This window comes from Bradyrhizobium sp. SYSU BS000235, assembly GCF_049747295.1.
In the GTDB taxonomy this organism is placed as follows: Bacteria; Pseudomonadota; Alphaproteobacteria; order Rhizobiales; family Xanthobacteraceae; genus Afipia.
The window spans coordinates 1,669,425-1,693,557 of record NZ_JBMHJM010000001.1 but is presented as its reverse complement, the minus strand read 5'-3'; the positions used below and the strand labels follow the sequence as shown (position 1 = coordinate 1,693,557).

Below are 24,133 nucleotides of genomic sequence, written 5' to 3'. Positions count from 1 at the left end.
AGCGGTGGTTACGAGGCCGGAAGCAATTGCTTCAGTTGCGCCACTTCTGCCTCGAGGGCCGCAATGCGCTCGTCGCGCTGGCCGATGACGGCTGCGACATCGGCGACGTCGAGTTTCTGCGGGATATGCTGGGGACAGTTCATGTCCCAGGCAGCAACCTTGAACAGAATCGCCTGATCGGACTTCGCCTTATAGCCACGCGGCATCAGGGACGCGACCAGTGCGGGATCATCCTCGATGACCCGCGCCTCGCCCCAGATCTTGATGCGGCGGCGGTGAACGTAGTCGAGCAGGAAAATGTAGGCTTTCGGGTTCTCGGACAGGTTTCCCTGGGTGAGGTACTGCTGATTGCCGCGGAAATCGGCGAACGCAAGCGTCGTCTTGTCGAGGACGTGAATGAAGCCGGGCGGTCCGCCGCGATGCTGGATATACGGCTGCCCATCCGCCGTGGCTGTGGCCAGAAAAAAGCTCGTCTGCTCGCTGATGAAGGCTGCGAGACCGTCATCGATTTCGGTGCGCCATCCACCACGTTCTTCGACCCGCGCATAACTCTCACGGGAGCCTTTGCGCGTCTGGATGGCCTTGACGGCGGGGGTGAAGGCAACGTCGCTCGAAACATGAATGTTGGTCATGAAAAACCTCCTCGGCACATCACAACCTCGCGCGCAGATGTAAGTTCTTTCGCGTATAGGGGCAATCATCGGGATTGACAGTTCATCGTTGCATAATATGAAATAATCTGATGGACCGTATTGACGCCATGCAAGCCTTTGTCGCGGTAGCCGATTTAGCGGGATTTGCCCCCGCGGCCCGCAAGCTCGGGCTGTCCGCGTCGGCGGTTACGCGGTTGGTGGCCGGTCTTGAAGAACGCCTCGGGGCGCGGCTCCTGCAGCGGACCACGCGGTCGGTGACGCTGACCGATGTCGGCGAGCGCTACCTGGAGCGGGCGCGGCGCATTCTTGGCGATGTGGAAGAGGCAGAGGCATCAGCGCAGGCCGAGCGTACCCAGCCGTCGGGACGGCTGGTGGTCTCGGCGCCACTGGTTTTCGGACGGCTGCATGTGGGCCACATGATGTCGGCTTATCTGAGGGCGTATCCAGCCGTCAGTGCTGAACTGCGATTGTCCGATCGTATGGTCAATCTCGTCGACGAGGGAATCGATATCGCGGTTCGTATCGGACACCTCGCCGATTCAAGCCTGGTCGCACGCAGCGTTGGCGACATGCGGCTGCTGGTGGTGGCATCGCCGGGATATCTGAAAGAACGCGGAACGCCAATGAAGCCGTCCGACCTCGCCCAGCATGCGATTATTCGATTTACCAGCCGCAGTTCGCTTCACGACTGGAGCTTCACGGAGAACGGGCGCGACGTCCGTGTGTCGCATGTGTCGCGTTACGCGACCAACAGTGCCGATGCGGCGGTCTTGCATGCGGAACAGGATGGTGGCCTCGCGATGGTGTTGGCCTATCAGGCTGCGGAGGCGATCGAGGCGGGACGTTTGAAGGTTGTGCTGGCCGATTATGAGCCGCCGCCGATGCCGATCAATCTGGTCTATCCGACGTCGCGGCTGCTCTCGGCGAAGGTGAGAGCATTCATCGACCTCGTGGTGGAGCAGGCGGATTGGCGTTTCGCCAAAGCATATGATTAGAGCTTCTTTCGCAGCACCTTGAATGTTGCATTGGCGCGCGCGCACGGTTCGCCGTCCGCAGTGACGAAACACTGCGCGAAGCAGATCGATCCGCCGAGCTTGATGAAATCGGTTTCGACCGCCAGCCATTGCCCGACGTTGGCTGAACCGAGAAAATCGACGCCCAGCGAGACGGTGACAAGTCCATGGGGAAGTTCGGGCATTTTGCGGACGCAGCTCAGCCCCATTGCGTTGTCTGCGAGTGTCGTGATCAGACCGCCATGAGCAATGCCGCGCGAATTTGTATGAGCCTGCGCCAGCCTAAGACCGATGATCACGGCATCAGGCGTTTTCTTTGCGTAGATCGGTTCCCAAGGTTCGGTCACCGGACTTCGCCGCGAATGAGGTTCAAAGCCCGACGGAATGTCGGCGGTGGTCATGGTCTCTCTCCTCCAGGCAGTCGACTTCGCTGCCCGAATTGTTAGGCCATGGGTGTGACGAGCTCATTGGCAATCAAAGTTTGAAACGATCACGTCTCGGTGGTTTCAAACATGCGGGGGGCGAGCGACGGTCCTAGGGATGAGCCTGTGATTTCGTAACGGCGAGCCGGTGCAGGCTTCGACGGCGGATTCCATTTCGGGGCCCCTGGGTCAAGCGGCTGAAATGGCGCCGAAGCCATTGCAAATGGCCGATAACTTGTATCTGTATGGTGGATATTTCGAGTGCGATGGTGCGCCGCAATGGCGGAATTATCGTGATGTTTCGCGGTTGAGGAAAACCGAGAGGGAGGACTGAATGAAGCGTTCGATTTTGGCAGCCGTGGCGTTCGTGGCTTCGGCTGCTCTGCCGGGCCTGGTGGCGCCGGCTGCGGCACAGGACCTGACTGTGGGAATTACCATCAGCACCACGGGACCGGTCGCCGCACTCGGTGTGCCGGAGAAGAATGCGCTGGATTTCGTGCCGACTGAAATTGGCGGCGTGAAGATCAAGACCATCGTGCTCGATGACGCCGGTGACCCGACCAACGCCACCACCAACGCGCGTCGTTTCGTGACCGAATCAAACGCCGATGTGATTGTCGGTTCGTCGGCCACACCACCCGCCATCGCGGTTTCCACCGTTGCCAACGAGGCCGGCGTTCCTCATTTCAGCCTCGCGCCGATCCCAGTGACTCCGGCTCGCGAGAAGTGGACCGCTGTGCTGCCGCAGCCGGTGTCGATCATGGGCAAGGCGCTCTATGAACACATGAAGAAGAACGGCGTGAAGACCGTCGGCTATATCGGTTACTCGGATTCCTATGGCGATCTGTGGTCGAACGACCTCAAGACCCAGACTGCCAAAATGGGGGGTATCAGCGTTGTCGCCGAGGAGCGTTATGCCCGTCCCGACACGTCAGTCACGGGCCAGGTGCTGAAGCTTGTGGCGGCCAATCCAGATGCGATCCTGATTGGTGCGTCCGGCGCAGGCGCCGCTTTGCCCCAGAGCGCGCTCCGTGAGCGCGGCTACAAGGGCCTGATCTATCAGACGCATGGTGCCGCGGCGATCGACTTCATCCGTATCGCCGGAGCATCGGCGGAAGGCGTCATCATGGCTTCCGGACCGGTGATGGCTCCTGAAGATCAGGCCGATAGCGCGCTGACGAAGAAGCCGGGCCTCGCGCTGGATACCGCCTATGAAGCAAAGTATGGCGCGAACACCCGGAGCCAGTTCGCCGGGCATATGTACGACGCGTTCGAGATGCTCAAGCGCGTCGTTCCGGTCGCGCTGAAAACGGCAAAGCCGGGTACGCCTGAATTCCGTGAAGCCATTCGTAAGGCGCTGCTCACGGAGCGGGAAATTCCTGCGACCCAGGGTGTCTATAATTTCACCGAGAAGGATCGCTTCGGGACCGATGACCGTTCGCGCATTCTTTTGACCGTGAAGAATGGAAAGTACGTGATGATCAAGTAACTGGATGAAACGCCAGTCTTGAATCCTGATGAATGGCCGGGTTCGCCCGGCCATTTTTTATTGCACTTAGAGCGCGCTGTCTTCGCCGTGCTAGTGGAGCGGATTTGACGTTCGCTATCTTGCTTGCCGCGAAGTCGTGATGCGAACGTTAGAATCAGACCACTAGAAACCGAGATAGCTCGCCACGATGCGCTGATCAGCACCGATGTCCCTGGCCGATCCGCTCATGACGAATTCCCCAAGCTCCATCACATAGGCGCGATCGGCAATTTCGAGCGCGGCACGTGCGTTCTGTTCGACGAGAAGCACCGAGACGCCCATCTGCCGCAACTCGCCGACAATGCGGAAAATGTCCGCCACGATCAGCGGGGCCAGGCCAAGGCTTGGCTCGTCCAGCATGAGGAGCTTTGGATCGCTCATCAGCGCGCGGCCCATCGCCAGCATCTGTTGCTCGCCGCCCGAAAGCGTCCCTGCGAGTTGCGTGCGCCGCTCCTTGAGCCGCGGGAACAGCGTGTAGACGCGCTCCTGCTCCGTCGCCGCTTTCACGCGCGAGACGCGGAAGCCGCCAAGCTGAAGGTTCTCTTCAACGGTCATGGTGCCGAACAATTCGCGATGCTCGGGCACGATGCAAAGCCCCGCGGCAACGCGATCCTCGATGTCGAGGCGGGCGATCTGCCTGTCCATAAACATCACGCTGCCGGTCAGCGGCAGAATTCCCATGACGGCATTCAGCAGCGTGGTCTTGCCGGCACCATTGGCGCCGATGATGGTAACGATCTCTCCGGCATGCACGTCGAGCGTGACGTTGCGGACGGCCTCGACCTTGCCGTAGGAAATCGACACATCCGAGACGGCCAACAGGGGAGGGCTCATGCTGCACCTCCGAGATAGGCTTTGATCACATCGGGATTGGTGCGAATGGCGCTCGGGACGTCTTCGGCAATCTTGGTGCCGAATTCCAGGACAACAATTCTGTCGGCGAGATCCATGACAAAACCCATGTCATGCTCGACGAGGAGCACCGACATGCCCTCGCTGCGCAGTTGCCGCAGCAATGCGGACAGTTTTTGCTTTTCCATGTGGCGCAAACCGGCGGCGGGCTCGTCAAGCAGCAACAGCAGTGGGTTGACGCACAAGGCGCGCGCGATCTCTACGATGCGCTGCTGGCCCAGCGAAAGATTTCCGGCTAGTTGATGCATCTGTTCGGCAAGGCCGACGCGCTCGATCTGACGGGCCGCCTCGGAGAGCAGCTTGGCTTCATCCGTGCGGTCCAGCCGCAGCATGCTGGCAACAGGCCCGGCATATCCGCGCAGATGAGCGCCGAGCGCGACATTCTCGAGCACAGTCATGTCCGGAACGAGCTTGACGTGCTGGAATGTCCGGGCAACGCCAAGTTTCACGATGTCTTGCGGTGATGCGTTGCTGACGTTGTTGCCCAGGACGGAAATATTGCCGTCCGATGCGGGCAGCACACCGGTGATCAAATTGAAGGTGGTGCTTTTCCCTGCGCCGTTCGGACCAATCAAGGCAACGATTTCACCTGTGCCGACATCGAAGCTGACATCGTTCACCGCGATGACGCCGCCGAATTGTTTCCGCGCCTTGACGACGTTCAGAAGAGGTTTGTTGCTCTCTTGAGGGCGGTGCGCTGCAGGGAGGGCCTCACCCGATTCAAGCCGGCGCGGTGCCGAAGAAAACGGAAGAAGTGCCGCGAGTTGCGGCCACATTCCTGCGGGAGCGATCTGCAGCAGGACGACCAGCAAAACGCCGAACACCACAGTCTCGAGTTGAGCCGAGCCGTGAAACACCACGGGCAAATAGCTCTGGAGAAGTTCCTTGAGCACCACGACGATGCCTGCGCCGAGCACGGCGCCCCACACATAGCCGGCGCCGCCGACGACCGCGATGAACAGGTACTCGATGCTGGCGTTGAGTCCGAACGGCGTCGGGTTCACTGCCCGCTGGAAGTGCGCGTACAGCCATCCGGACAGGCCCGCGAGCACAGCGGCATAGATGAACACCAGCAACTTGGCGCTTGCGGTTTCCACACCGAAGGCTTCCGCCGCGACATGGCCGCGTCGCAGGGCGCGGATGGCACGGCCCGTGCGCGAGTCCAGAAGGTTCGTGGTCAGCACTGCGCAGATGATCACTGCAAGCCAAATCGCGAAGTAAATCCTGGCGGGATCCGTGAGTTGGAGGGAGCCAAGCGAGAGAGGCGGGATGCCGGAGATGCCGTCATTACGCCCGAGGAATTCGAGTTTACCGAACAGGTAAAACAGGCTCAGTCCCCACGCGATGGTGCCGAGCGGCAGGTAGTGCCCCGAAAGACGCACGGTCATCAGGCCAAGCACCACGGCAGCGGCACCGCTGACGATCAGTGCGATTGGGAGCGTCAGCCATGGGGACAAGCCGAAGGATGTCGTCAGCAGCGCAGTGGCATAGCCGCCGAAGCCGCAGAATGCGGCCTGGCCGAATGACGTCAGGCCGCCGACACCGGTCAGCAGCACGAGGCCCATCGCGACCAGTGCTGCGAGACCAATGTTATCGAGCAGCACAATCCAGAATGGAGGAATTCCCGGAATAAAGGGAACAAGCGCCATCACCAGCGCGAAGACCAGCACCGTCCAGCGTCGCGAGGAAGCCATCAATCGTTCTCCTCTTCGACTTCGGGCGAAGCGAGGGAACGTGCGACCAGGACGGGAAGCAACAGTGTGAAGACGATAACTTCCTTGTAGTTGCTGGCGTAGAACGACGAAAAGGCTTCGACGATGCCAACCACGAGCGCCGCGATGGCTGTGAGGGGATAGCTCACCAGTCCGCCGATGATCGCTGCGACGAAGCCCTTCAGGCCGATCAGGAAGCCGGTGTCATAGTACACGGTGGTGATCGGCACGATCAGAATGCCCGAGATGGCACCGATCACTGCCGCCAGCAGGAATGCGATTTGCCCGGAGAGAGAGGTGCGGATTCCGACGATGCGGGCACCGAGACGGTTAACGGCGGTGGCGCGCAAGGCCTTGCCGTAAAGCGTGTGGCCGAACAGCAGCCAAAGACCGATGATCAGCAGGATCGTGATTGCGTAGATGGCGATGTTCTGGCCGGTAAAGCGCAGTGGTCCGAGCGTGAATGCTGCAGTGGAAATCGCCGGTCCGCGCAGCCCTTCCGGACCGAAGAAGGCAAGGCCCAGTCCTTGCAGCGCGTAGTGAATGCCGACCGATGCGATCAGCAGCACCAGAACCGACGCATGTGCAATCGGCTGGTAGGCGATGCGATAGAGATAAAGGCCGATGGGCGAGACGATCACAACGGACAAAAGGAAGTTGAGCCATGGGTTAGCTGGCCGACCGATCAACAGTGTCACGATGCCGTAGATCGCGAGCGGCAGCGCGATGTTCAGCGCAAATGAACGCAGGAACAACTGTGCGCTCATGGCATTGCGGCGGCTGATCATGTCGAAGCAAAACGCGATGGCACCCAGGGCAATGGCAAGCGAGGTGGTGCCCGGCATCTTGCCTGCTGACAGCATCGCGTAGGTCAGTGCGCCGAATGTGACGAACTCGCCTTGCGGAATCAGGATCACGCGGGTCACGGCGAAGACCAGCACGAGTCCAAGGCCGAGCAGCGCGTAGATCGCGCCGCTGGTAATTCCGTCCTGCAGCAGGAACAGAAGAATCGTACTGTCCAAAATGCCCCCTCACGCGCCGAGCGTGCTGCGGAAATGATCCGCCGACCAAACAAAACGGCCGTTGAGTTCCGCACCGTCGATTTTGCCGGTGTTCTTAACGGCTATGGTCGGCAAGCTCAAGAACACCCGGTCTGGCGCGGAGGGCGCAGTCCATCAGGCCGGATCGACAAGAATGATGCGGATATCGTTAACATTCGTCAGTGTGGGCCCGGTATTCAGGAGATCGCCCGTGGCGGTGAAGAATGCGGTTGCGTCATTGTTGTCCAGGTAGGCTTTTGGATCGAGTTTGAGTTCGCGCACTTTCGCGAATGTCCGCTGATCGCAAAGTGCACCCGCGGGGTCGGTGGCGCTTCCTGCGCCGCCATCGGCGCCGTCCGTATCGCCAGCCAGCACGGAGATGCCGGTCGTATCGGCAAGAAGATCCGTCAGCGCCAACACATACTCCTGGTTCGGGCCGCCGCGGCCGTTGCCTCGCACTGTCACGGTGAGTTCACCACCCGACAGGATGGCGAGCTTTTTTCCCTCGGCACGGGCCTTCAACGCCAGCTGCGCATGTGTGGCGGCAACGGTCCGCGCCTCTCCCTCGAGGTCGGCGCCCAGATCGATGACCTCGTACCCCGCCTGCCGCGCCACCGCGACGGCAGCATCGAGCGATTCACGAGGCCGCGCGATGATCCTGAATTCCGCGCGTTCGAATGCGGCGTCTCCCGGCTTGCAGCTCTCGTTACGCGGATCGTCGAGGGCATCACGGACCGCGTCTTCAGCCTTGATGCCATAGCGTGCGACGATTGCACGCGCGTCGGCGAGGGTGGTTTGGTCCGGCACGGTGGGGCCTGACGCAATCGTGGCCGGGTCATCGTGCGGCACGTCCGAAATCGCGAGCGTGAGAACTGGAGCGGGTGCTGCCGCGCGGGCGAGGCGTCCGCCTTTGATCCGCGACAGATGCTTGCGTACGGTGTTGATCTCCGAGATCGGCGCGCCGGATCGCAAAAGACTTTTATTCATCTGTTGCTTCTGCGCGAACGAGACGCCTTCGGCGGGTGCGATCCAGTTGGCGGATCCGCCGCCTGACATCAGCACGAGGACCAGATCGTCGGCACCGGCGGTCTCGGCAAGCTCCAGCGTGCGGCCGGCGGCTTTCATTCCCGCCTCATCAGGCACGGGATGGCCGGCCTCGACGACTTCGATGCGCCGGGTTGGCACGCCATGGCCGTGTCGTGTTGTGGCGAGCCCCGAAAGCCGCGAAGGTTCGAACTTGACCGTGTCTAGATAGTGCCGTTCGGCAGCGGCGGCCAATGCTCCCGCGCCCTTACCGGCTGCGAGACATATAATTCGGCCCTTCGGCGGCGAAGGAAGATGAGCAGCGAGAATACGGTCAGGATGGGCTGCGGCAACCGCGGCGTCGAAGATCGCGTGCAGCAGGGGACGTCTATCGGTCATTGCGGCATCTTGGTCACGTGGCGGGGGCCAACACATCGCACGGCGATCCGGTCAATAAAAGGGCCCTCCGCAACTTATTGCGAAGGGCCTTGGTGCATTGCAACAGAGTTTGGTCGAGTTAGCCGCCAACTTCCCCGCTGATGATGTCGCCAAAGAGATGCCAGCGCTCGCCCTGGAAACGCATCAACTGCAGTTGCTCGATCGGTGCGAAGTCCGTCGGACTTGTGTTGAGCGTAATGCCGGGCAAGATTCCGTCTTGCTGAAGTTTTTTCAGGCTTGCGGCCTGCTTCATCACGTTCTCACGGGTCAGGTTGTCGCCGCACGCCTTGAGGACGTGCACCAGCGTTTGTGCGGCATTGAAGCCGTACATGACCGAGCCGTCTTCGCGGTTACCTTCCGGGAAGTTCTTCGCGAGGAAGGCATCGAAGTTCTTCATTCCCGGATCGTCTTTCCATTGCGGGTCAGTCGCGTCCTTGGCGTAGGCCGCGGAGATGACGTCCTGTGCGTTGTTATAGCCAGCCGGCTTGATCACGCTGCCGACGGAGGCCGCGACGTTGTTGAGAATGAACAACGGCTTCCAGCCAAGCTCCGCCACCTTCTTGATCGACTGGGCGCCGAACTTCGGCGTGGTGAAGCTCATGAAGACGTCGGCGCCCTTGGACTTCAGCGTGACGATCTGCGTGTCCACGGTGGGCGAGGTGACTTCATAAGGCTCCTCGGCGATGATCATGCTGGCGGCTTTTGCGCCGAGACCGTCCTTGAGGCCTTTCAGCATGTCTTTGCCGAAGTCGTCGTTCTGATAGAGAATTCCGATCTTGGCATTCGGCTTCTCTTTCATCAGATACTTGGCATAGATGCGGCCTTCACTCTGGTAGTTGGGTTGCCAACCCATGGTCCAAGGGAAATCCTTCGGATCGTTCCACTTGGTCGCGCCGGTCGCAACAAACAGCTGCGGCACTTTCTTGCCGTTCATGTATTTCTGGATTGCCGAGTTTGATGGCGTCCCGAGCGAATTGAATATGAAAAGGACTTCATCACTCTCGACGAGCTTGCGAGCTTGCTCGACTGCTTTTGGCGGGCTGTAGCCGTCGTCGTAAGAAACAAAATTGATCTTGCGACCATTGATGCCGCCTTCGGCATTGATTTTGTTGAAGTAGGCGGCTTCGGTCTTGCCGATGATGCCGTAGGCGGAAGCGGGTCCGCTGTAGGGCATGATATTGCCGATCTTGATTTCGGTGTCCGTTACACCCGGATCATATTTTTTTTGAGCAAGTGCGCCGCTGCTTGTGGCTGCGAGCATCGTGAGCGCAGCCGAAAGTACTGCAAGTCCAGACTTGGTCCTCATTAGCTTACTCCCTGATCTTGGTCGTTTCCTCTTCTCTTCTTTGTTCGTTTCTTCGTTGAAAGCTCTTAGCGGCTTCGAAAGCTCTAGCGGCTTCGCGGATATTCAATACCTTTTGCCAAAGCCGTTCAATAAAAAGCCCCCTGCGACAACGTCGCAGAGGGCTCATTTATCAGTCGAATGAACTATTCTCGTTTCGCAGGGCGAAAGAGATTAGTGGCTGAGTTCGCCGCTGATGACCGGTCCGAACAGGTCGTACTTGTCGCCGTTGAATTTCATCATTTGAAGCTGCTCGATCGGATAGAAGTCCGTCGGGCTGGTGGTGATGGCGACACCAGGCAGCAGCGTATCCGGCGCAAAGGCCTTCAGGCTCGCCGCCTGCTTCATGATGTTTTCGCGGGTCAGGTTGTCGCCGGCCTGCTTCAGCACCTGCACAAGGGTCTGAGCCTGGCCGTAGCCATAGACGACGGAACCATCGGTCTTGTTCATGTCGGGAGCATACTTGGCAAGGAAAGCGTAGAATTTCTTCATGCCTTCATCGTTGTCCCACTGCGAGTCGGCACCGTCCTTGGCATATGCGGCGGAGAGCAGGCCCTGGGCGTTCTCGAAACCAGCCGGCTTCAGCACGCTGCCGACGGATGCGCCGACGTTGCTCTGGTAGTAGGTTGGCTTCCAACCGCTCTCGGCCACCTTCTTGATCGCCTGAGCGGCAAACTTTGGTGTGGTGATGCTGACGAAGACATCAGCGCCGGACGCCTTGAGCTTGATGATGTGTGAGTCGATGGTCGGCTCGGACACTTCATAGCTCTCTTCCGCAATGATCTGCGAGGCCTTTGCACCAAGACCGTCCTTGAGACCTTTCAGCAGGTCCTTACCGAAGTCGTCGTTCTGATACATGACGGCGATCTTGGCGTCGGGCTTGGTCGACAGCAGGTGCTTGGCGTAAATCCGGCCTTCGCTCTGATAGGCTGGTTGCCAGCCCATGGTCCACGGGAAGCCTTTGTAGTCGCCGAACTTGGTCGCGCCGGTGGCGACGAAGAGCTGCGGCACCTTCTTGGCGTTCATGTATTTCTGGATAGCCGAATTCGACGGAGTGCCGAGCGGTCCGAAGATGAAGAGCACTTCATCGCTTTCGATCAGCTTGCGCGCCTGCTCCACGGCCTTTGGCGGGCTATAGCCGTCGTCATAGGTGACGAACGTGATCTTGCGGCCGTTGATGCCGCCCTGCTCATTGATCATCTTGAAGTAGGCTTCTTCCATCTTGCCGATGACGCCGTAGGCCGAAGCCGGACCGCTGTAGGGCATGATGTTGCCGATTTTGATTTCGGTATCGCTCGCGCCCGTATCGTACTTCTTTTGCGCGAGGGCGCTGCCGCTCGTCATGGCCAGGGCGACGGCCGCCGACAATGCTGCGACGCTGAGTCTGGTAGAAAGCATTTTCACTCCTTAGGGCTTCTTCATTTTTCGAAACAGAGCTTCGATGGTGTAGGCGACTTGCCTCGCGCCATGCGGCACGAGGAAGATGACGGCGATCAACAGCACGCCGAACACGGCGCCTGAGAGGCCTTTGGAAATCCCCTCCGCAATGTTGGGGACGAACACGATGAACACCGAACCGGCGAGCGATCCCGGCAGCCAGCCAACGCCGCCGACCACCATTCCGAGAAAGATGGCAATGGCCAGTTGGATGGTGAAGCTGTCGGGTGCAACAAATTGAACCACGATGGCGCCAAGTGCGCCGGCAATGCCGGTAAACGCGGCGCTGATGCCGAAGGCCAGCGTTTTATAGAGCGGCAGGTCGACGCCCATGGCGGACGCCGCGATCTGGTTGTCGCGAATGGCCATCATGGCGCGTCCCGACCGGCTGCGCAGCAGGTTCACGGACAGCACATAGATCACGATCGAAATAAACAGCGTGAAATAATAGAGCCACATATCCTGTGACATCGGCAGGCCGAACGGCGCATCGGGTTTGGTCACGACCAGGCCCTGCACACCGCCCGTCCACGGTTCGAACACGCCAAGTTTGAGCAACTGCGGCATCGCGACCGCCAGCGCAAAGGTGGCGAGTGCGAGATATACGCCGCTCAGGCGCAGCGCCGGGAAGCCGAACAGGAAGCCGAACAGGAAGCAGATCATGCCCGCCGCCGGGATCGTGACGGCATAGTTGATGTTGTAGTGCTCCATCATGATCCCAGCCGTGTAGGCACCGACCGCGTAGAACGCGCTCTGCCCCAGCGAGAACTGACCGCTTCCGCCGGTCAGGATGTTGAGCGCAAGAATGGCGATGGCGTAGATCAGCACCATCGTCATCTGGAAGATGATGAAGTTCTTCACAAACAGAGGAACGACGATCAGAAGCGCCAGCAAAATCAGCGACGCTGTGGTGCTGACCGTCATCGTCTTTTTGGAAACGGCGGCTCCGACGGCTGCAGGCTTGGCGAGAGAATCCTGAACTGTGCTCATGTTACACTCGCTGCACGATTTTGCGGCCGAACAAGCCGGAAGGTTTGATGACAAGCACGACAATGATGAGGGCCAGCGCGATCGGCAGCTTCAATTCGTTGCCGACACCGGGAATGTAGGTGCCGACCAGGTTTTCGAAGACACCGACGAGGAAGCCGCCGACCACGGCGCCGAATGGGCTGGTCAGGCCGCCAAGCACAGCTGCGGCAAAGCCGTAGAGCAGGATGCCGCCCATCATGTTGGGCTCCAGGAACACAACAGGGGCGATCAGCATGCCGGCGATGGCGCCGATGGCGCTCGCCATGCCCCAGCCCAGCGCGATCATCCAGCTGGTGTTGATGCCGACGAGGCGGGCAGACTCCGGCATTGCCGCCGCCGCGCGCATGGCGAGGCCGATGCGCGTGAAGCGGAAAAACCCATACAGCAAGAGCAGCAGAACAAGCGTGACGCCGATCATTCCAGCCTGGTGAGTGCTGATCAACTGGCTACCGAGGAAGCCGGATGATCCGAACGGCGACGGAAACTGCTTGATGGTGAAGTCCCAGGTCAGGCCCGCCACGCTGTTGAGGATCGCGAACAGCGCGATGAAGCCCGCGACATGGACAAGGACTGGGGCATTGGTCAGCGGCTTAAATAGTGTCCGCTCGATCGCGATGCCGCCGACGAACGAGATCACCAGCGTGAGGAGAAATGCCGGCCAGAAGCTCAGGCCCCATTGCATCAGCTGCCAGGCGATGAACGTCGAAAACATCGCCATTTCGCCCTGAGCGAAATTGAGGTGATCGATCGCCTGATAGATCATGACGACGGCCAGCGCCATGCAGGCGTAAATTGCGCCGGTGGCGATGCCAGCCAGGACTTGGTTGGTAAACAGTTCCATAGCCGGTTCCTCAGTATCCGAGATACGACTTGCGTATATTTTCGTCGTTCGCGATCTCGTTGGCGTTGCCCTGCATCACGATGCGGCCGGTTTCGATTACGTAGGCTTTCTGCGCGATCTCAAGGGCGAGTTGCGCATTCTGTTCCACCACCAGGATCGAGACTTTATCCTCGCGATTGATCTTGCCGAGGATGCCGAACAGGTCGCGCACGATGAGAGGCGCGAGGCCGAAGGACGGCTCGTCCAACAGCATCAATCGGGGACGCAGCATGAGCGCGCGGGCAACCGCCAGCATCTGCTGTTCGCCGCCCGACAACGTGCCTGCCTGCTGCGTATGCCGCTGCTTGAGCACGGGGAAATGCGCATACATGCGCTCGATGTCGCTGTCGATCGCCTTTCTGTCGTTCCGCGAGATCGCGCCGAGCTGAAGATTTTCCTCGACCGTCATGTTGGTGAAGGTGCCGCGGCCTTGAGGCACATGCGCGATGCCGAGGCGGACGATGTTTTCGGTCGACATGCCGGCGAGCGGCTTGCCTTCGAATTCGATCGCGCCTGTTGAGCGGATCATGTTGCAGATCGCGCGTAGCGTCGTCGTCTTGCCGGCCCCGTTGGCGCCGAGCAGCGTGGTCACGCTGCCTTCGTTGAGCGAAAGCTCCAGTCCGTGCAAAGCCTGGACCTGTCCGTAGTAGGCGCGCAGATCCTTGATCGTCAGCAGCGTCGTCATGCGTCCTTGCTCCCGAGATAGGCCTTGATAACGTCGGGATCGGACTGCACGGCGGCGGGCGTGCCTTCAGCGAGTTTCTTGCCAAAATTAAGCGCAACGACGTGATCGGCGATCGACATCACCAGTCCCATGTGGTGTTCGACCAGAAGAACGGTGATGTCGCGTTCGTCGCGAACGCGGCGGATCAAGTCACCGAGGCTGTAGACTTCCTCGTGATTGAGGCCGCCGGCTGGCTCGTCGAGGAGCAGGATCTTTGGTTCGGTCGCGAGCGCGCGGCCGAGCTCGACGCGCTTCTGCGTTCCGAACGGAAGTCCGGCCACTTCACGATCGGCGACATCATGCAGATCGAGATAGGTCAGGATTTCGTCGACTTTGATATTGAGATCGTGCTCTTCGCTGCGAACCCACGGCAGCTTCAGCGCATCGCTGATGATGTCGCTCTTGGTGCGGGAATGCCCGCCGATGCGTATATTGTCGCGCACCGTCAGGCGCGGAAACAGCGCAACGTTCTGAAACGTGCGGCCGATACCAGCAGCTGCAATCTGCGAAGGTTGACGGTTGAGAATGCTTTTTCCCTCCATCAGGATATCCCCCGTGGTGGGCTGATAGAGTCGGCTGAGACAATTGAAGAGTGTCGTCTTGCCGGCGCCGTTCGGGCCGATCAGACCGAGAATATGGCCCTTCTTCATCTCGAACGAGACGCCATTCAGCGCAACGATGCCGCCGAACACGACGCTGACGTCGCGAACCGCAAGCAGGGGATCCTGTCCCTGCGCGACCTGTGCCTGCGTCATACGCGGACGCTCACAGCCTGAAAACCGCAGCAGCCGCGGTTATCCAATCCCCTCAGTAACGCGCGCAACTTTCCCTCCTGACGGCTTCAGTTTCTTTGTGTCGGCAATTTCTTTGTTTTGTGATTTGCGCATAACGACATTGCCCGTCATTGCGGCTTCGATGTTCCTTACCATCGCGACAAGACGTGGTCCAATGTCGTTCAGCAAAGCCTCTTCGGTGAACTTAAACGCTGGCGCGCCGCAATTGAATGCATAAGGTCCAGTGCCGTCATTCAACTTTAGTGCGACGCCGACAGCATGAATGTCGTTGTGCCATTCGCCAGCCGACATTACGAAACCGTGCTTGGCCACGGTCTCGCCTGCGCGCTCGATGCCGTCACGCATTTTCGGCCAGCGATGTCCGACGTGTTCTTTTATGTCGTGCAGCAATTCAGCGCGTTCTTCTTCCGGAAGCGCCCAAAGATATGCACGGCCCATGGCGGATGTTGCGATTGGAACGCGCGATCCGACATCAAGCAACACGCCGACGGTGAGTTCGCTGCGACTCTGTCCGAAATAAATCATGCTGAGACGATCGCGCGCGCCGACCGCAACCGCGCCGCCGGTCTCCCGCATCAATTGATCCCGATATGGGTCCGACACGTGGCGAACGCCCATATTTGCGAGCGCGGCGTAACCGAGCGCCATGGCGGCTGGTGCGAGCTGATACTTTTCGAACCGCGGCACCTGCGTGAGATAACCGAGTTTTGTAAGAGTGTACGTCAACCGCGAAATGGTCGGCTTCGGCAAATTCGTGCGCGCCGCGATTTCCTGATTGCCGAGCAGTCCGTCATTGGGGCGAAACGCGCGCAAGACATCAAGGCCGCGCGAGAGTGCGACGACGAAACTGCGATCAGTCGCAGATTTCTTTGGTGCCCGTTTCATGTTCCGCTGCATGGATGGTCTTCGTTGACAAGGCACGTGCTTCAAAATATGCCTCCATGTCAAGATGTGGAATTAAGTTCCGCTCTGCGAAACAAGCGAAAAGGCCTCGTTTTAAGGGAGAGTTGCGTGAGCGAAGTGGTCAAGGTGGAACGTCACGACGCAGTTGCAATCGTCATGGTCGATAGTCCTCCGGTGAATGCACTGAGTGCTGCAGTGCGAAAGGGCATCCTTGACGGGGTCAAGAATGCCGCTGCCGACCAACAAGTTCAGGCCATTGTCATTGCGTGCGCGGGCCGCACCTTCATTGCAGGCGCTGACATCACCGAGTTCGGCAAGCCGCCGCAGTCGCCAAGCCTTCACGAGGTCATTGTCGAAATTGAAAATTGTCCGAAGCCGGTGGTGGCGGCCATCCATGGCACCGCACTCGGTGGCGGGTTGGAACTGGCGCTCGGATGTCATTTCCGTGTCGCGGTCAAGGATGCAAAGCTCGGTCTGCCTGAAGTGAAGCTCGGTTTGCTGCCGGGTGCGGGTGGAACGCAGCGTCTGCCTCGTGCGGTCGGACCCGAACTCGCGGTGAAGATGATCGTGACCGGAGATCCGATCGGCGCGTCGGACGCCTTGAAGGCCGGCTTGATCGAAGAAATTATCGAGAGCGAGCCTGCGGTCGGCGGTGAGGCATTTGCGCGCAAAGTGCTCGCTGAAAAGCGCCCGCTGCGCAGGCTGCGGGACGACGACGCCAAGCTGGCGGCGGCGAAGGCCGATCGTGCAATCTTCACCAATGCGGCAGCTGCGGCAAATAAGCGCAACCGCGGTCTGGATGCGCCGCTTGCGGCTGCCGAGGCGGTGAGCTTCTCGCTCGACACGCCGTTCGACGAAGCCCTGAAGAAGGAGCGCGATTCCTTCCTCAAGCTGATGAATGGCGATCAGTCGAAGGCGCAGCGCTATGCGTTCTTTGCGGAGCGCGAGGCAGCGAAGGTGTCCGGCGTTCCCGAGGGCACCAAGCCGCGCAAGGTCGAGAAGGTTGCCATTATCGGCGCTGGCACCATGGGCGGCGGCATTGCGATGTCATTCGCCAATGCGGGCATCCCGGTGACGCTGATTGAGACCGGCGACGAGCAGCTCAAGCGCGGCCTCGGCATCATGCAGAAGAATTACGAGGCAACGGCGGCGCGCGGCGGCATTCCGGCGGATGCGCCGGCCAAGCGCATGGCGCTCATTACCGGCGTTGTCGGCCTCGAAAACGTGAAGGATGCGGACCTCATCATCGAAGCCGTGTTTGAGACGATGGCGATCAAGAAGGAGGTTTTCACCAAGCTTGATCAGTATGCCAAGCCGGGGGCCGTGCTCGCCAGCAACACGTCGTATCTCAACATCAACGAGATTGCCGCAATCACCAAGCGTCCGCAGGATGTGCTGGGCATGCACTTCTTCAGCCCGGCCAACGTGATGAAGCTGTGCGAAATCGTTCGCGCCGAAAAAACCGCGCCGGATGTGCTGCTGACGGCTGTTGCCGTTGCGCGCCGGATTGCCAAGGTGCCCGCAGTAGTGGGTGTGTGCGACGGCTTCGTCGGCAACCGCATGCTGGCGGCCCGTTCCAAGCAGTCCGAGAAGTTCCTGTTCGAGGGGGCTTTGCCGCAGCAGGTCGACGCTGTGGTCACCAAGTTCGGTATGCCGATGGGACCGTTTGCCATGGGCGATCTCGCAGGCCTCGATATCGGCTGGCGCTCGCGCAAGGATCGCGGCATCAAGTCCGAGATCGCCGACGCGCTTTGCGAAGCTGGCCGCTTCGGCCAGAAGACCGGCAAGGGCTACTACAAGTACGAGGCTGGTTCGCGTGCACCGCTGCCGGATCCGGAAGTCGAAAAGCTGATCGAAGAAACCTGCGCGCGTCTTGGCCTCAAGCGCCGCACCATCAGCGATGACGAGATCCTCGAGCGCATGATCTATCCGATGGTCAACGAGGGGGCGCGTATCCTTGAAGAGAAGATCGCGTCACGCCCCAGCGATATCGATGTCATCTGGCTCTATGGTTACGGCTGGCCGATCTATCGCGGCGGTCCGATGTTCTATGCCGATCAGGTCGGCCTGAAGCACATCGCGGAGCGGCTGTCGTTCTACGCCAAGCAGACCAACGATCCGTCACTCGAACCGGCGCCGCTGTTGAAGCGCCTTGCAGACGAAGGCAAGACATTCGCATCGCTCGCCAAGGGCTGATCGATGACGCACCCTGGGGAGCAGCACTACCCGGAAGGCGTTCGCTGGGATGCACCAATCGCCCGCGGAACCTTGCCGGATCTGCTGTCGAAGGCGGCTTCCGATTTTGGATCGCGTACCGCGATCGAATTTCGGGAGCGCCCGATCACCTTCGTTCAGTTGAAGGGCATGGCTGACGTTGCGGCATCAGCCTTTCTGCGTGCCGGATACGGCAAGGGCGCGTCGATTGCGCTGTTTCTCGGTAATACGCCGGACCACCCGACCAACTTCTTCGGCGGGCTGACAGCCGGTGCACGTATCGTGCATCTCAGTCCGCTCGACGGTGAAATCGCGCTGTCGCACAAGCTGACGGACAGCGGCGCCCGCATTCTCGTGACTTGCAATTTGGCGGCACTGCTGCCGATGGCGTTGAAGTTCCTTAACAAGGGGCTGCTTGATCGTCTGATCGTTTGCGAGGATGCGACCTGGGGTGATGTCGGCAATACGGTCGCGGCGATTCCGGACGATCCGCGAATTGTGACCTTCAAGCAGTTCGTTGAAGGAGCGCAGCCGCCGGCTTCGTGGCCGTCCGTCAGTTCCGATGACATCGCGTTGCTGCAGTATACCGGCGGGACCACCGGCCTGCCGAAAGGCGCGATGCTGACCCATGGCAACCTGACGTCGGCGGTGTCGATCTATGATGTCTGGAATGCGCAAGCGAAAGCCGAACGCAACACCATCGAGCGCGTCATCCTGGTGTTGCCGCTGTTCCACATCTACGCGTTGACCGTGGTCTTGTTGCGAAACATCCGCAATGGGGACCTCATCTCGATGCATCAGCGATTCGATGTTCAGGCCGTGATGCGTGACATCGAGGAAAAGCGCGCCACATATTTCCCCGGCGTGCCGACCATGTGGATCGCCATTGCCAATCTGCCGGATCTCGACAAGCGGGACCTGTCGTCATTGGTGAGTGCAGGGTCGGGTGGCGCACCGCTGCCGGTCGAGGTTGCCAAGATCTTCGAGAAGAAAACTGGCCTGACGCTGAAGAGCGGCTGGGGTATGACCGAGACCTGTTCACCAGGCACGAGCCATCCTCCGGAAGGGCCGAGCAAACCGGGCTCCATCGGCCTCATGCTGCCGGGCATCGAAATGGACGTGGTGTCTCTGGACGATCCGAAGCAGGTTTTGCCGGTCGGTGAAACCGGAGAGATCCGTGTCCGTGGTCCGAACGTCACGCGCGGTTACTGGAATCGGGAAAAGGAAACCGCCGAAGCCTTTGTCGGCGATCGCTTCCTGACCGGGGACATCGGCTACATGGACAGCGATGGCTATTTCTATCTGGTCGATCGCAAGAAGGACATGATCATTTCCGGCGGGTTCAACGTTTACCCGCAGATGATCGAGCAGGCGATCTATCAGCATCCCGCGGTCCAGGAAGTCATCGTGATCGGCATTCCAGATGATTATCGTGGCGAGGCCGCGAAGGCTTTCGTGACGTTGCGTGCCAACGCGTTGCCGTTCACGATCGAAGAATTGCGCGAATTCCTCACCGGCAAACTAGGCAAGCACGAGTTGCCGGTGGCCGTTGAATTCGTGAAAGAACTGCCGCGTACGAGTGTCGGCAAACTGTCCCGGCACGAACTGCGCTCTCAACAACGCAAACAACCGCAACAACTTGTCACAGGAGGTCACCCATGACCGAGGCCGTTATCGTTTCCACTGCTCGCACACCGATCGGCAAGGCCTTTCGTGGCGCCCTCAACAACACCGAAGGTGCGACCCTGTTCGGTCATGCCATTTCGCACGCCGTTTCTCGCGCCGGCATCGACGGCGCCGAAGTCGAAGACGTGGTGATGGGCTCGGCGCTGCAGCAGGGCGCGACCGGTGGCAACATCGCGCGCAAGGCGCTGCTCCGTGCGGGTCTGCCTGTGAGCGTTGCCGGCACGACAATCGACCGTCAGTGCGCCTCGGGCCTGCAGGCGATCGCGCTGGCCGCGCGTTCGGTCATCTATGACGGTCTCGATATCGCCGTTGCAGGTGGTGGCGAGTCCATCAGCCTGGTGCAGAACGAGCACATCAACAAGTTCCACGCTGTCGATCCCGAACTCATGGCGATGAAGGGCGACGTTTACATGCCGATGCTCGATACCGCCGAAGTGGTGTCGAAGCGTTATGGCATCTCGCGTGAGAAGCAGGACGAGTACTCACTCGAGAGCCAGCGTCGCACGGCTGCCGGGCAGCAGGGCGGCCGCTTCAAGGAAGAAATCGCACCGATCTCGGCCAAGATGGCTGTGGTCAACAAGGAAACCAAGGAAGTGTCGTTCAAGGACGTCACCCTGTCGCAGGACGAGGGCCCGCGTCCGGACACCACTGCGGAAGGTCTCGCCGGTCTGAAGCCGGTGCGTGAAAACGGCTTTATCACCGCGGGCAACGCCAGCCAGCTCTCGGACGGCGCCAGCGCAGCTGTTATCATGAGCGACAAAATGGCCGCCAAGAAGGGCCTGAAGCCGCTCGGCATTTTCCGCGGCTTCGTCTCCGCAGGCTGCGAACCGGACGAAATGGGTATCGGCCCGGTGTTCGCGATTCCACGTCTGCTGCAGCGTCACGGCCTCAAGATCGACGACATCGACATCTGGGAGCTGAATGAAGCTTTCGCCGTTCAGGTCATCTACTGCCGCGACAAGCTCGGCATCGACCCGGAAAAGCTCAATGTCAACGGCGGTTCGATTGCCGTCGGTCATCCGTATGGCATGACCGGTTCGCGCCTCGCCGGCCACGTGCTGATCGAAGGCCGCCGCCGCAAGGCGAAGTACGGCGTCGTGACCATGTGCGTCGGTGGCGGCATGGGCGCCGCCGGACTGTTCGAAATTCTCCAGTAACGACTCTTAAGGAGGGTCCGATGGATCTCAGCTTCACCAAGGAAGAACTGGCGTTTCGCGACGAGGTGCGGACCTTCTTCAATGAGAATGTCCCGGCGTCTACGCGCCAGAAAATGCAGGAAGGCCGCCACCTCGGCAAAGAGGATCTCGTCAACTGGCAGCGTATCCTGAACAAGAAGGGCTGGGCGGTGACGCACTGGCCGAAGGAATACGGCGGTACCGGCTGGACGCCGGTGCAGCAGTATATTTTCAACGAAGAAATGCAGATGGCGCCGGCACCGTCGCCGCTGCCATTCGGCGTCAGCATGGTCGGCCCGGTGATCTACACTTTCGCGAACGAGGCGCAGAAGAAATACTTCCTGCCGCGCATCGCGAATATCGATGACTGGTGGTGCCAGGGCTTTTCCGAGCCAGGTTCGGGGTCGGATCTCGCCTCGCTCAAGACCAAAGCGGAGCGGAAGGGCGACGTCTATGTGATCAACGGTCAGAAGACCTGGACCACGCTGGCGCAATACGCCGACTGGATCTTCTGTCTCTGCCGCACGGATCCGGCCGCCAAGAAGCAACAGGGTATCTCGTTCATTCTGGTCGACATGAAGTCGCGCGGGATCACCGTGCGCCCGATCCAGACCATCGATGGCAGCCACGAGGTCAACGAAGTTTTCTTCGATAACGTTGAGGTGCCGGTCACCAATCTCGTCGGCGAGGAAAACAAGGGCTGGGATTATGCCAAGTTCCTGCTCGGCAACGAGCGCACCGGCATTGCCCGCGTTGGCGTGTCCAAGGAGCGCATTCGCCGTATCAAGGAACTGGCCGCCAAGGTCGAGTCCGCTGGACGCCCGATCATCGAGGATGAAAAATTCCGCGAGAAGCTCGCCGCTGTCGAGATCGAGCTGAAGGCGCTCGAGCTGACGCAGCTCCGCGTGGTAGCCAATGAAGGTAAGCACGGGAAGGGCAAGCCCGATCCGGCGTCGTCGATTCTCAAGATCAAGGGTTCGGAAATCCAGCAGGCAACGACCGAACTGATGATGGAAGTCATCGGGCCGTTCGCGGCGCCTTACGACGATCACGAGCATGGTTCGAACGAAGCGATGGATTGGACCACGCAGATCGCGCCGAGCTACTTCAACAACCGCAAAGTCTCCATCTACGGAGGCTCGAACGAAATTCAGCGCAACATCATCACCAAGGCCGTTCTCGGTTTGTGATTTGAGGAATTAAAATGGATTTTGATTTGTCCGAGGAGCAGCGGCTCCTGAAGGATAGCGTCGACGGTTTGCTTACGGATTCCTACGATTTCGAACAACGTAAGAAGTACGTGGCCGAAAAGGGCGGCTGGAGCAAAGCGGTCTGGGGCAAGCTTGCAGAGCAGGGCCTGCTGGGTCTGCCGTTTTCGGAGGAAGACGGCGGGTTCGGCGCTGGTGCGATCGAAACCATGATCGTCATGGAAGCGTTGGGCAAGGCGCTCGTCGTGGAGCCTTATCTGGCGACCGTCGTGCTTGGCGGCGGCTTCCTGCGCCGCGGCGGTTCGGCCGAGCAGAAGGCTGCCTACATTCCGTCGATCATCGATGGCAGCAAGACGCTGGCCTTTGCGCAACTGGAAAAGAATTCGCGCTACGATCTCGGCGATGTCTCGGCCACGGCCAAGAAGAAGGGCAACGGCTGGGTTATCGACGGCGAGAAGTTTGTCGTTTTGAATGGCGACTCGGCGGATACGTTGATCGTCACGGCGCGGACCAAGGGTGGCCAACGTGATCGCAACGGCATCGGCCTGTTTCTGGTGCCGGCCAATGCGAAGGGCGTCACCATCAAGGGCTATCCGACCCAGGACAGCCTGCATGCGGCAGACATCTCGTTTTCTGGCGTCGAGGTTGGCGCGGATTCCGCCATCGGCGATCCGGAGAACGCTTTGCCGTTGATCGAGCAGGTCGTGGACGATGCCCGCATTGCGATGTGTGCCGAGGCCGTCGGCGCGATGGACGAGTCGTTGAAGGCCACCGTCGAATATCTCAAGACACGTACGCAATTTGGCGTTGCGATCGGAACGTTCCAGACGCTTCAGCACCGGGCCGCGGACATGTTCGTGGCGCTTGAACAGGCCCGCAGCATGTCGATGTTCGCCACCATGGCGGGCGACTTCACCAATGCGAAGGAACGTGCCAACGCTGTCGCAGCTGCGAAAGTGCAGATCGGCAAATCGCTGAAGTTCGTCGGCCAGCAGGCGATCCAGCTGCATGGCGGTGTCGGCATGACCATGGAGTTCAAGATCGGTCACTACTTCAAGCGGCTGACCATGATCGAAAACACCTTTGGTGACACCGATTATCACCTGCGTCGTGTCAGCGCGCAGGGCGGCTTGATCTGACGGCAATCGGAGACGCAGCCATGACAAAGTCGCCATTCGATCTGGCGGGAAAGGTGGCTGTCGTCACCGGTTCAAGCCGGGGCATCGGCCGTTCCTCCGCCGAACTTCTCGCCCGCATGGGCGCGAAGGTGGTGGTGTCCAGCCGCAAGGCGGATGCCTGCCAGGACGTTGCGGACGGCATTCGCAAGGAGGGCGGTGACGCGCACGTCATCGCCTGCAACATCAGCCGCCGCGAGGAAGTCGAGGCGCTGATCAACGGCACCATCAAGCACTATGGTCAGCTCGATATTCTCGTCTGCAATGCGGCGGTGAATCCTTATTACGGACCGCTGCTCGACATTACCGACGAGGCGTTCGACAAGATCATGGGCTCGAACGTCAAGAGCAACATCTGGCTGTCCAGCCTCGCGATTCCGAAGATGGCCGAGCGTGGCGGCGGATCGGTGATCATCATCTCCAGCATCGGCGGTCTGCGTGGTTCGACCGTCATCGGCGCCTACGGCATCTCGAAAGCAGCGGACTTTGCATTGTGCCGCAGCCTCGCCGGCGAATGGGGGCCGAAGAACGTGCGGGTCAATTGCATCGCGCCGGGTCTGGTGAAGACCGATTTCGCCCGCGCGCTGTGGGAGGATGAAGCCAATCTCAAGCGCCGGACGGCGACGACGCCGTTGCGCCGCATCGGCGAACCGCACGAGATTGCCGGAGCCGTCGTGTATCTGGCGTCCGATGCGTCGACCTTTATGACGGGTCAGACGATCGTCATCGACGGCGGTGTGACAACGGCTGCCGTTTGATCTCCACTTTGCGGCGGATTCTTTGAAGGGGCTCCTTTTTGGAGCCCCTTTTTGTATGCGTTGCGCG

Annotated in this window: 21 protein-coding genes; 8 read left to right on the top strand and 13 right to left on the bottom strand. The window is 60.0% G+C overall.

Translation table 11 applies throughout. From position 1 onward, the window contains the following. Nucleotides 1-8 precede the first annotated feature (8 nt). Nucleotides 9-632: a pyridoxamine 5'-phosphate oxidase family protein gene (locus ACP0KA_RS07885; protein ID WP_424628273.1), complete on the bottom strand. Its 624-nt coding sequence runs from the start codon at nucleotides 630-632 to the stop codon at nucleotides 9-11. Between the two features lie 110 nt (nucleotides 633-742). Between ACP0KA_RS07885 and ACP0KA_RS07880 the strand changes: the two genes are divergently transcribed. Further along, nucleotides 743-1,648, top strand: coding sequence for a LysR family transcriptional regulator (locus tag ACP0KA_RS07880; RefSeq protein WP_424628272.1), 906 nt, complete (start codon nucleotides 743-745; stop codon nucleotides 1,646-1,648). Here the strand turns inward: ACP0KA_RS07880 and ACP0KA_RS07875 are convergent. After that, on the bottom strand, nucleotides 1,645-2,067 hold the full coding sequence (locus ACP0KA_RS07875; RefSeq protein WP_424628271.1) for a PaaI family thioesterase: 423 nt from the start codon (nucleotides 2,065-2,067) through the stop codon (nucleotides 1,645-1,647). The two genes, ACP0KA_RS07880 and ACP0KA_RS07875, sit on opposite strands and share 4 nt — an antisense overlap. A gap of 355 nt (nucleotides 2,068-2,422) precedes the next feature. Here ACP0KA_RS07875 and ACP0KA_RS07870 point away from each other — a divergent pair, with 355 nt between their 5' ends. Then, entirely contained in the window at nucleotides 2,423-3,577 is a 1,155-nt protein-coding gene (locus ACP0KA_RS07870) for an ABC transporter substrate-binding protein (protein WP_424628270.1), read from the top strand. Nucleotides 3,578-3,739: 162 nt separating this feature from the next. Here the strand turns inward: ACP0KA_RS07870 and ACP0KA_RS07865 are convergent, their stop codons facing one another. From ACP0KA_RS07865 to ACP0KA_RS07815, 11 genes are all read right to left on the bottom strand, one after another. Then, complete coding sequence (locus tag ACP0KA_RS07865) at nucleotides 3,740-4,450, bottom strand: ABC transporter ATP-binding protein (RefSeq protein ID WP_424628269.1); 711 nt, start codon at nucleotides 4,448-4,450, stop codon at nucleotides 3,740-3,742. After that, entirely contained in the window at nucleotides 4,447-6,222 is a 1,776-nt protein-coding gene (locus ACP0KA_RS07860) for an ABC transporter permease subunit (RefSeq protein ID WP_424628268.1), read from the bottom strand. Before ACP0KA_RS07860 ends, ACP0KA_RS07865 begins: the two co-directional genes overlap by 4 nt. After that, nucleotides 6,222-7,262: a branched-chain amino acid ABC transporter permease gene (locus ACP0KA_RS07855; protein WP_424628267.1), complete on the bottom strand. Its 1,041-nt coding sequence runs from the start codon at nucleotides 7,260-7,262 to the stop codon at nucleotides 6,222-6,224. The genes ACP0KA_RS07860 and ACP0KA_RS07855 overlap by 1 nt, the downstream gene beginning before the upstream one ends. A 153-nt stretch (nucleotides 7,263-7,415) precedes the next feature. Then, nucleotides 7,416-8,702, bottom strand: coding sequence for a glycerate kinase type-2 family protein (locus tag ACP0KA_RS07850; RefSeq protein WP_424628266.1), 1,287 nt, complete (start codon nucleotides 8,700-8,702; stop codon nucleotides 7,416-7,418). 118 nt (nucleotides 8,703-8,820) lie between these two features. Next, nucleotides 8,821-10,047: an ABC transporter substrate-binding protein gene (locus tag ACP0KA_RS07845; RefSeq protein WP_424628265.1), complete on the bottom strand. Its 1,227-nt coding sequence runs from the start codon at nucleotides 10,045-10,047 to the stop codon at nucleotides 8,821-8,823. 210 nt (nucleotides 10,048-10,257) lie between these two features. Continuing rightward, nucleotides 10,258-11,481 (bottom strand): ABC transporter substrate-binding protein, encoded by a 1,224-nt coding sequence (locus ACP0KA_RS07840; protein ID WP_424628264.1) that lies wholly within the window; start codon nucleotides 11,479-11,481, stop codon nucleotides 10,258-10,260. A 9-nt stretch (nucleotides 11,482-11,490) separates the two neighbouring features. Continuing rightward, nucleotides 11,491-12,510, bottom strand: a complete 1,020-nt coding sequence (locus ACP0KA_RS07835) for a branched-chain amino acid ABC transporter permease (protein ID WP_424628263.1) — start codon at nucleotides 12,508-12,510, stop codon at nucleotides 11,491-11,493. Nucleotide 12,511: 1 nt separating this feature from the next. Further along, a complete protein-coding gene (locus ACP0KA_RS07830; protein WP_424628262.1) occupies nucleotides 12,512-13,390 on the bottom strand; it encodes a branched-chain amino acid ABC transporter permease in 879 nt (292 codons plus the stop codon). Nucleotides 13,391-13,400: 10 nt separating this feature from the next. Further along, nucleotides 13,401-14,114, bottom strand: coding sequence for an ABC transporter ATP-binding protein (locus tag ACP0KA_RS07825; protein ID WP_424628261.1), 714 nt, complete (start codon nucleotides 14,112-14,114; stop codon nucleotides 13,401-13,403). Further along, the gene (locus tag ACP0KA_RS07820) at nucleotides 14,111-14,908 is read right to left on the bottom strand and encodes an ABC transporter ATP-binding protein (protein WP_424628260.1); all 798 of its coding nucleotides are present in this window, start codon (nucleotides 14,906-14,908) and stop codon (nucleotides 14,111-14,113) included. The genes ACP0KA_RS07825 and ACP0KA_RS07820 overlap by 4 nt, the downstream gene beginning before the upstream one ends. 39 nt (nucleotides 14,909-14,947) lie before the next feature. After that, complete coding sequence (locus tag ACP0KA_RS07815; RefSeq protein ID WP_424628259.1) at nucleotides 14,948-15,832, bottom strand: IclR family transcriptional regulator; 885 nt, start codon at nucleotides 15,830-15,832, stop codon at nucleotides 14,948-14,950. A gap of 126 nt (nucleotides 15,833-15,958) precedes the next feature. On the opposite strand from ACP0KA_RS07815, the gene ACP0KA_RS07810 reads away from it, so the two are divergent. The 6 genes from ACP0KA_RS07810 to ACP0KA_RS07785 are packed head-to-tail and all read left to right on the top strand — an operon-like array spanning nucleotide 15,959 to nucleotide 24,066. After that, nucleotides 15,959-18,046, top strand: coding sequence for a 3-hydroxyacyl-CoA dehydrogenase NAD-binding domain-containing protein (locus ACP0KA_RS07810; protein ID WP_424628258.1), 2,088 nt, complete (start codon nucleotides 15,959-15,961; stop codon nucleotides 18,044-18,046). Nucleotides 18,047-18,049: 3 nt separating this feature from the next. Beyond that, nucleotides 18,050-19,726, top strand: a complete 1,677-nt coding sequence (pimA, locus tag ACP0KA_RS07805; RefSeq protein WP_424628257.1) for a dicarboxylate--CoA ligase PimA — start codon at nucleotides 18,050-18,052, stop codon at nucleotides 19,724-19,726. After that, a complete protein-coding gene (locus ACP0KA_RS07800) occupies nucleotides 19,723-20,907 on the top strand; it encodes an acetyl-CoA C-acyltransferase (protein WP_424628256.1) in 1,185 nt (394 codons plus the stop codon). Before pimA ends, ACP0KA_RS07800 begins: the two co-directional genes overlap by 4 nt. Before the next feature lie 20 nt (nucleotides 20,908-20,927). Further along, a complete protein-coding gene (gene pimC, locus ACP0KA_RS07795; protein WP_424628255.1) occupies nucleotides 20,928-22,115 on the top strand; it encodes a pimeloyl-CoA dehydrogenase large subunit in 1,188 nt (395 codons plus the stop codon). A 14-nt stretch (nucleotides 22,116-22,129) separates the two neighbouring features. Beyond that, on the top strand, nucleotides 22,130-23,272 hold the full coding sequence (gene pimD / locus ACP0KA_RS07790; RefSeq protein ID WP_424628254.1) for a pimeloyl-CoA dehydrogenase small subunit: 1,143 nt from the start codon (nucleotides 22,130-22,132) through the stop codon (nucleotides 23,270-23,272). Nucleotides 23,273-23,292: 20 nt separating this feature from the next. Beyond that, complete coding sequence (locus tag ACP0KA_RS07785; RefSeq protein ID WP_424628253.1) at nucleotides 23,293-24,066, top strand: SDR family NAD(P)-dependent oxidoreductase; 774 nt, start codon at nucleotides 23,293-23,295, stop codon at nucleotides 24,064-24,066. The last annotated feature ends 67 nt before the right edge of the window (nucleotides 24,067-24,133 follow it).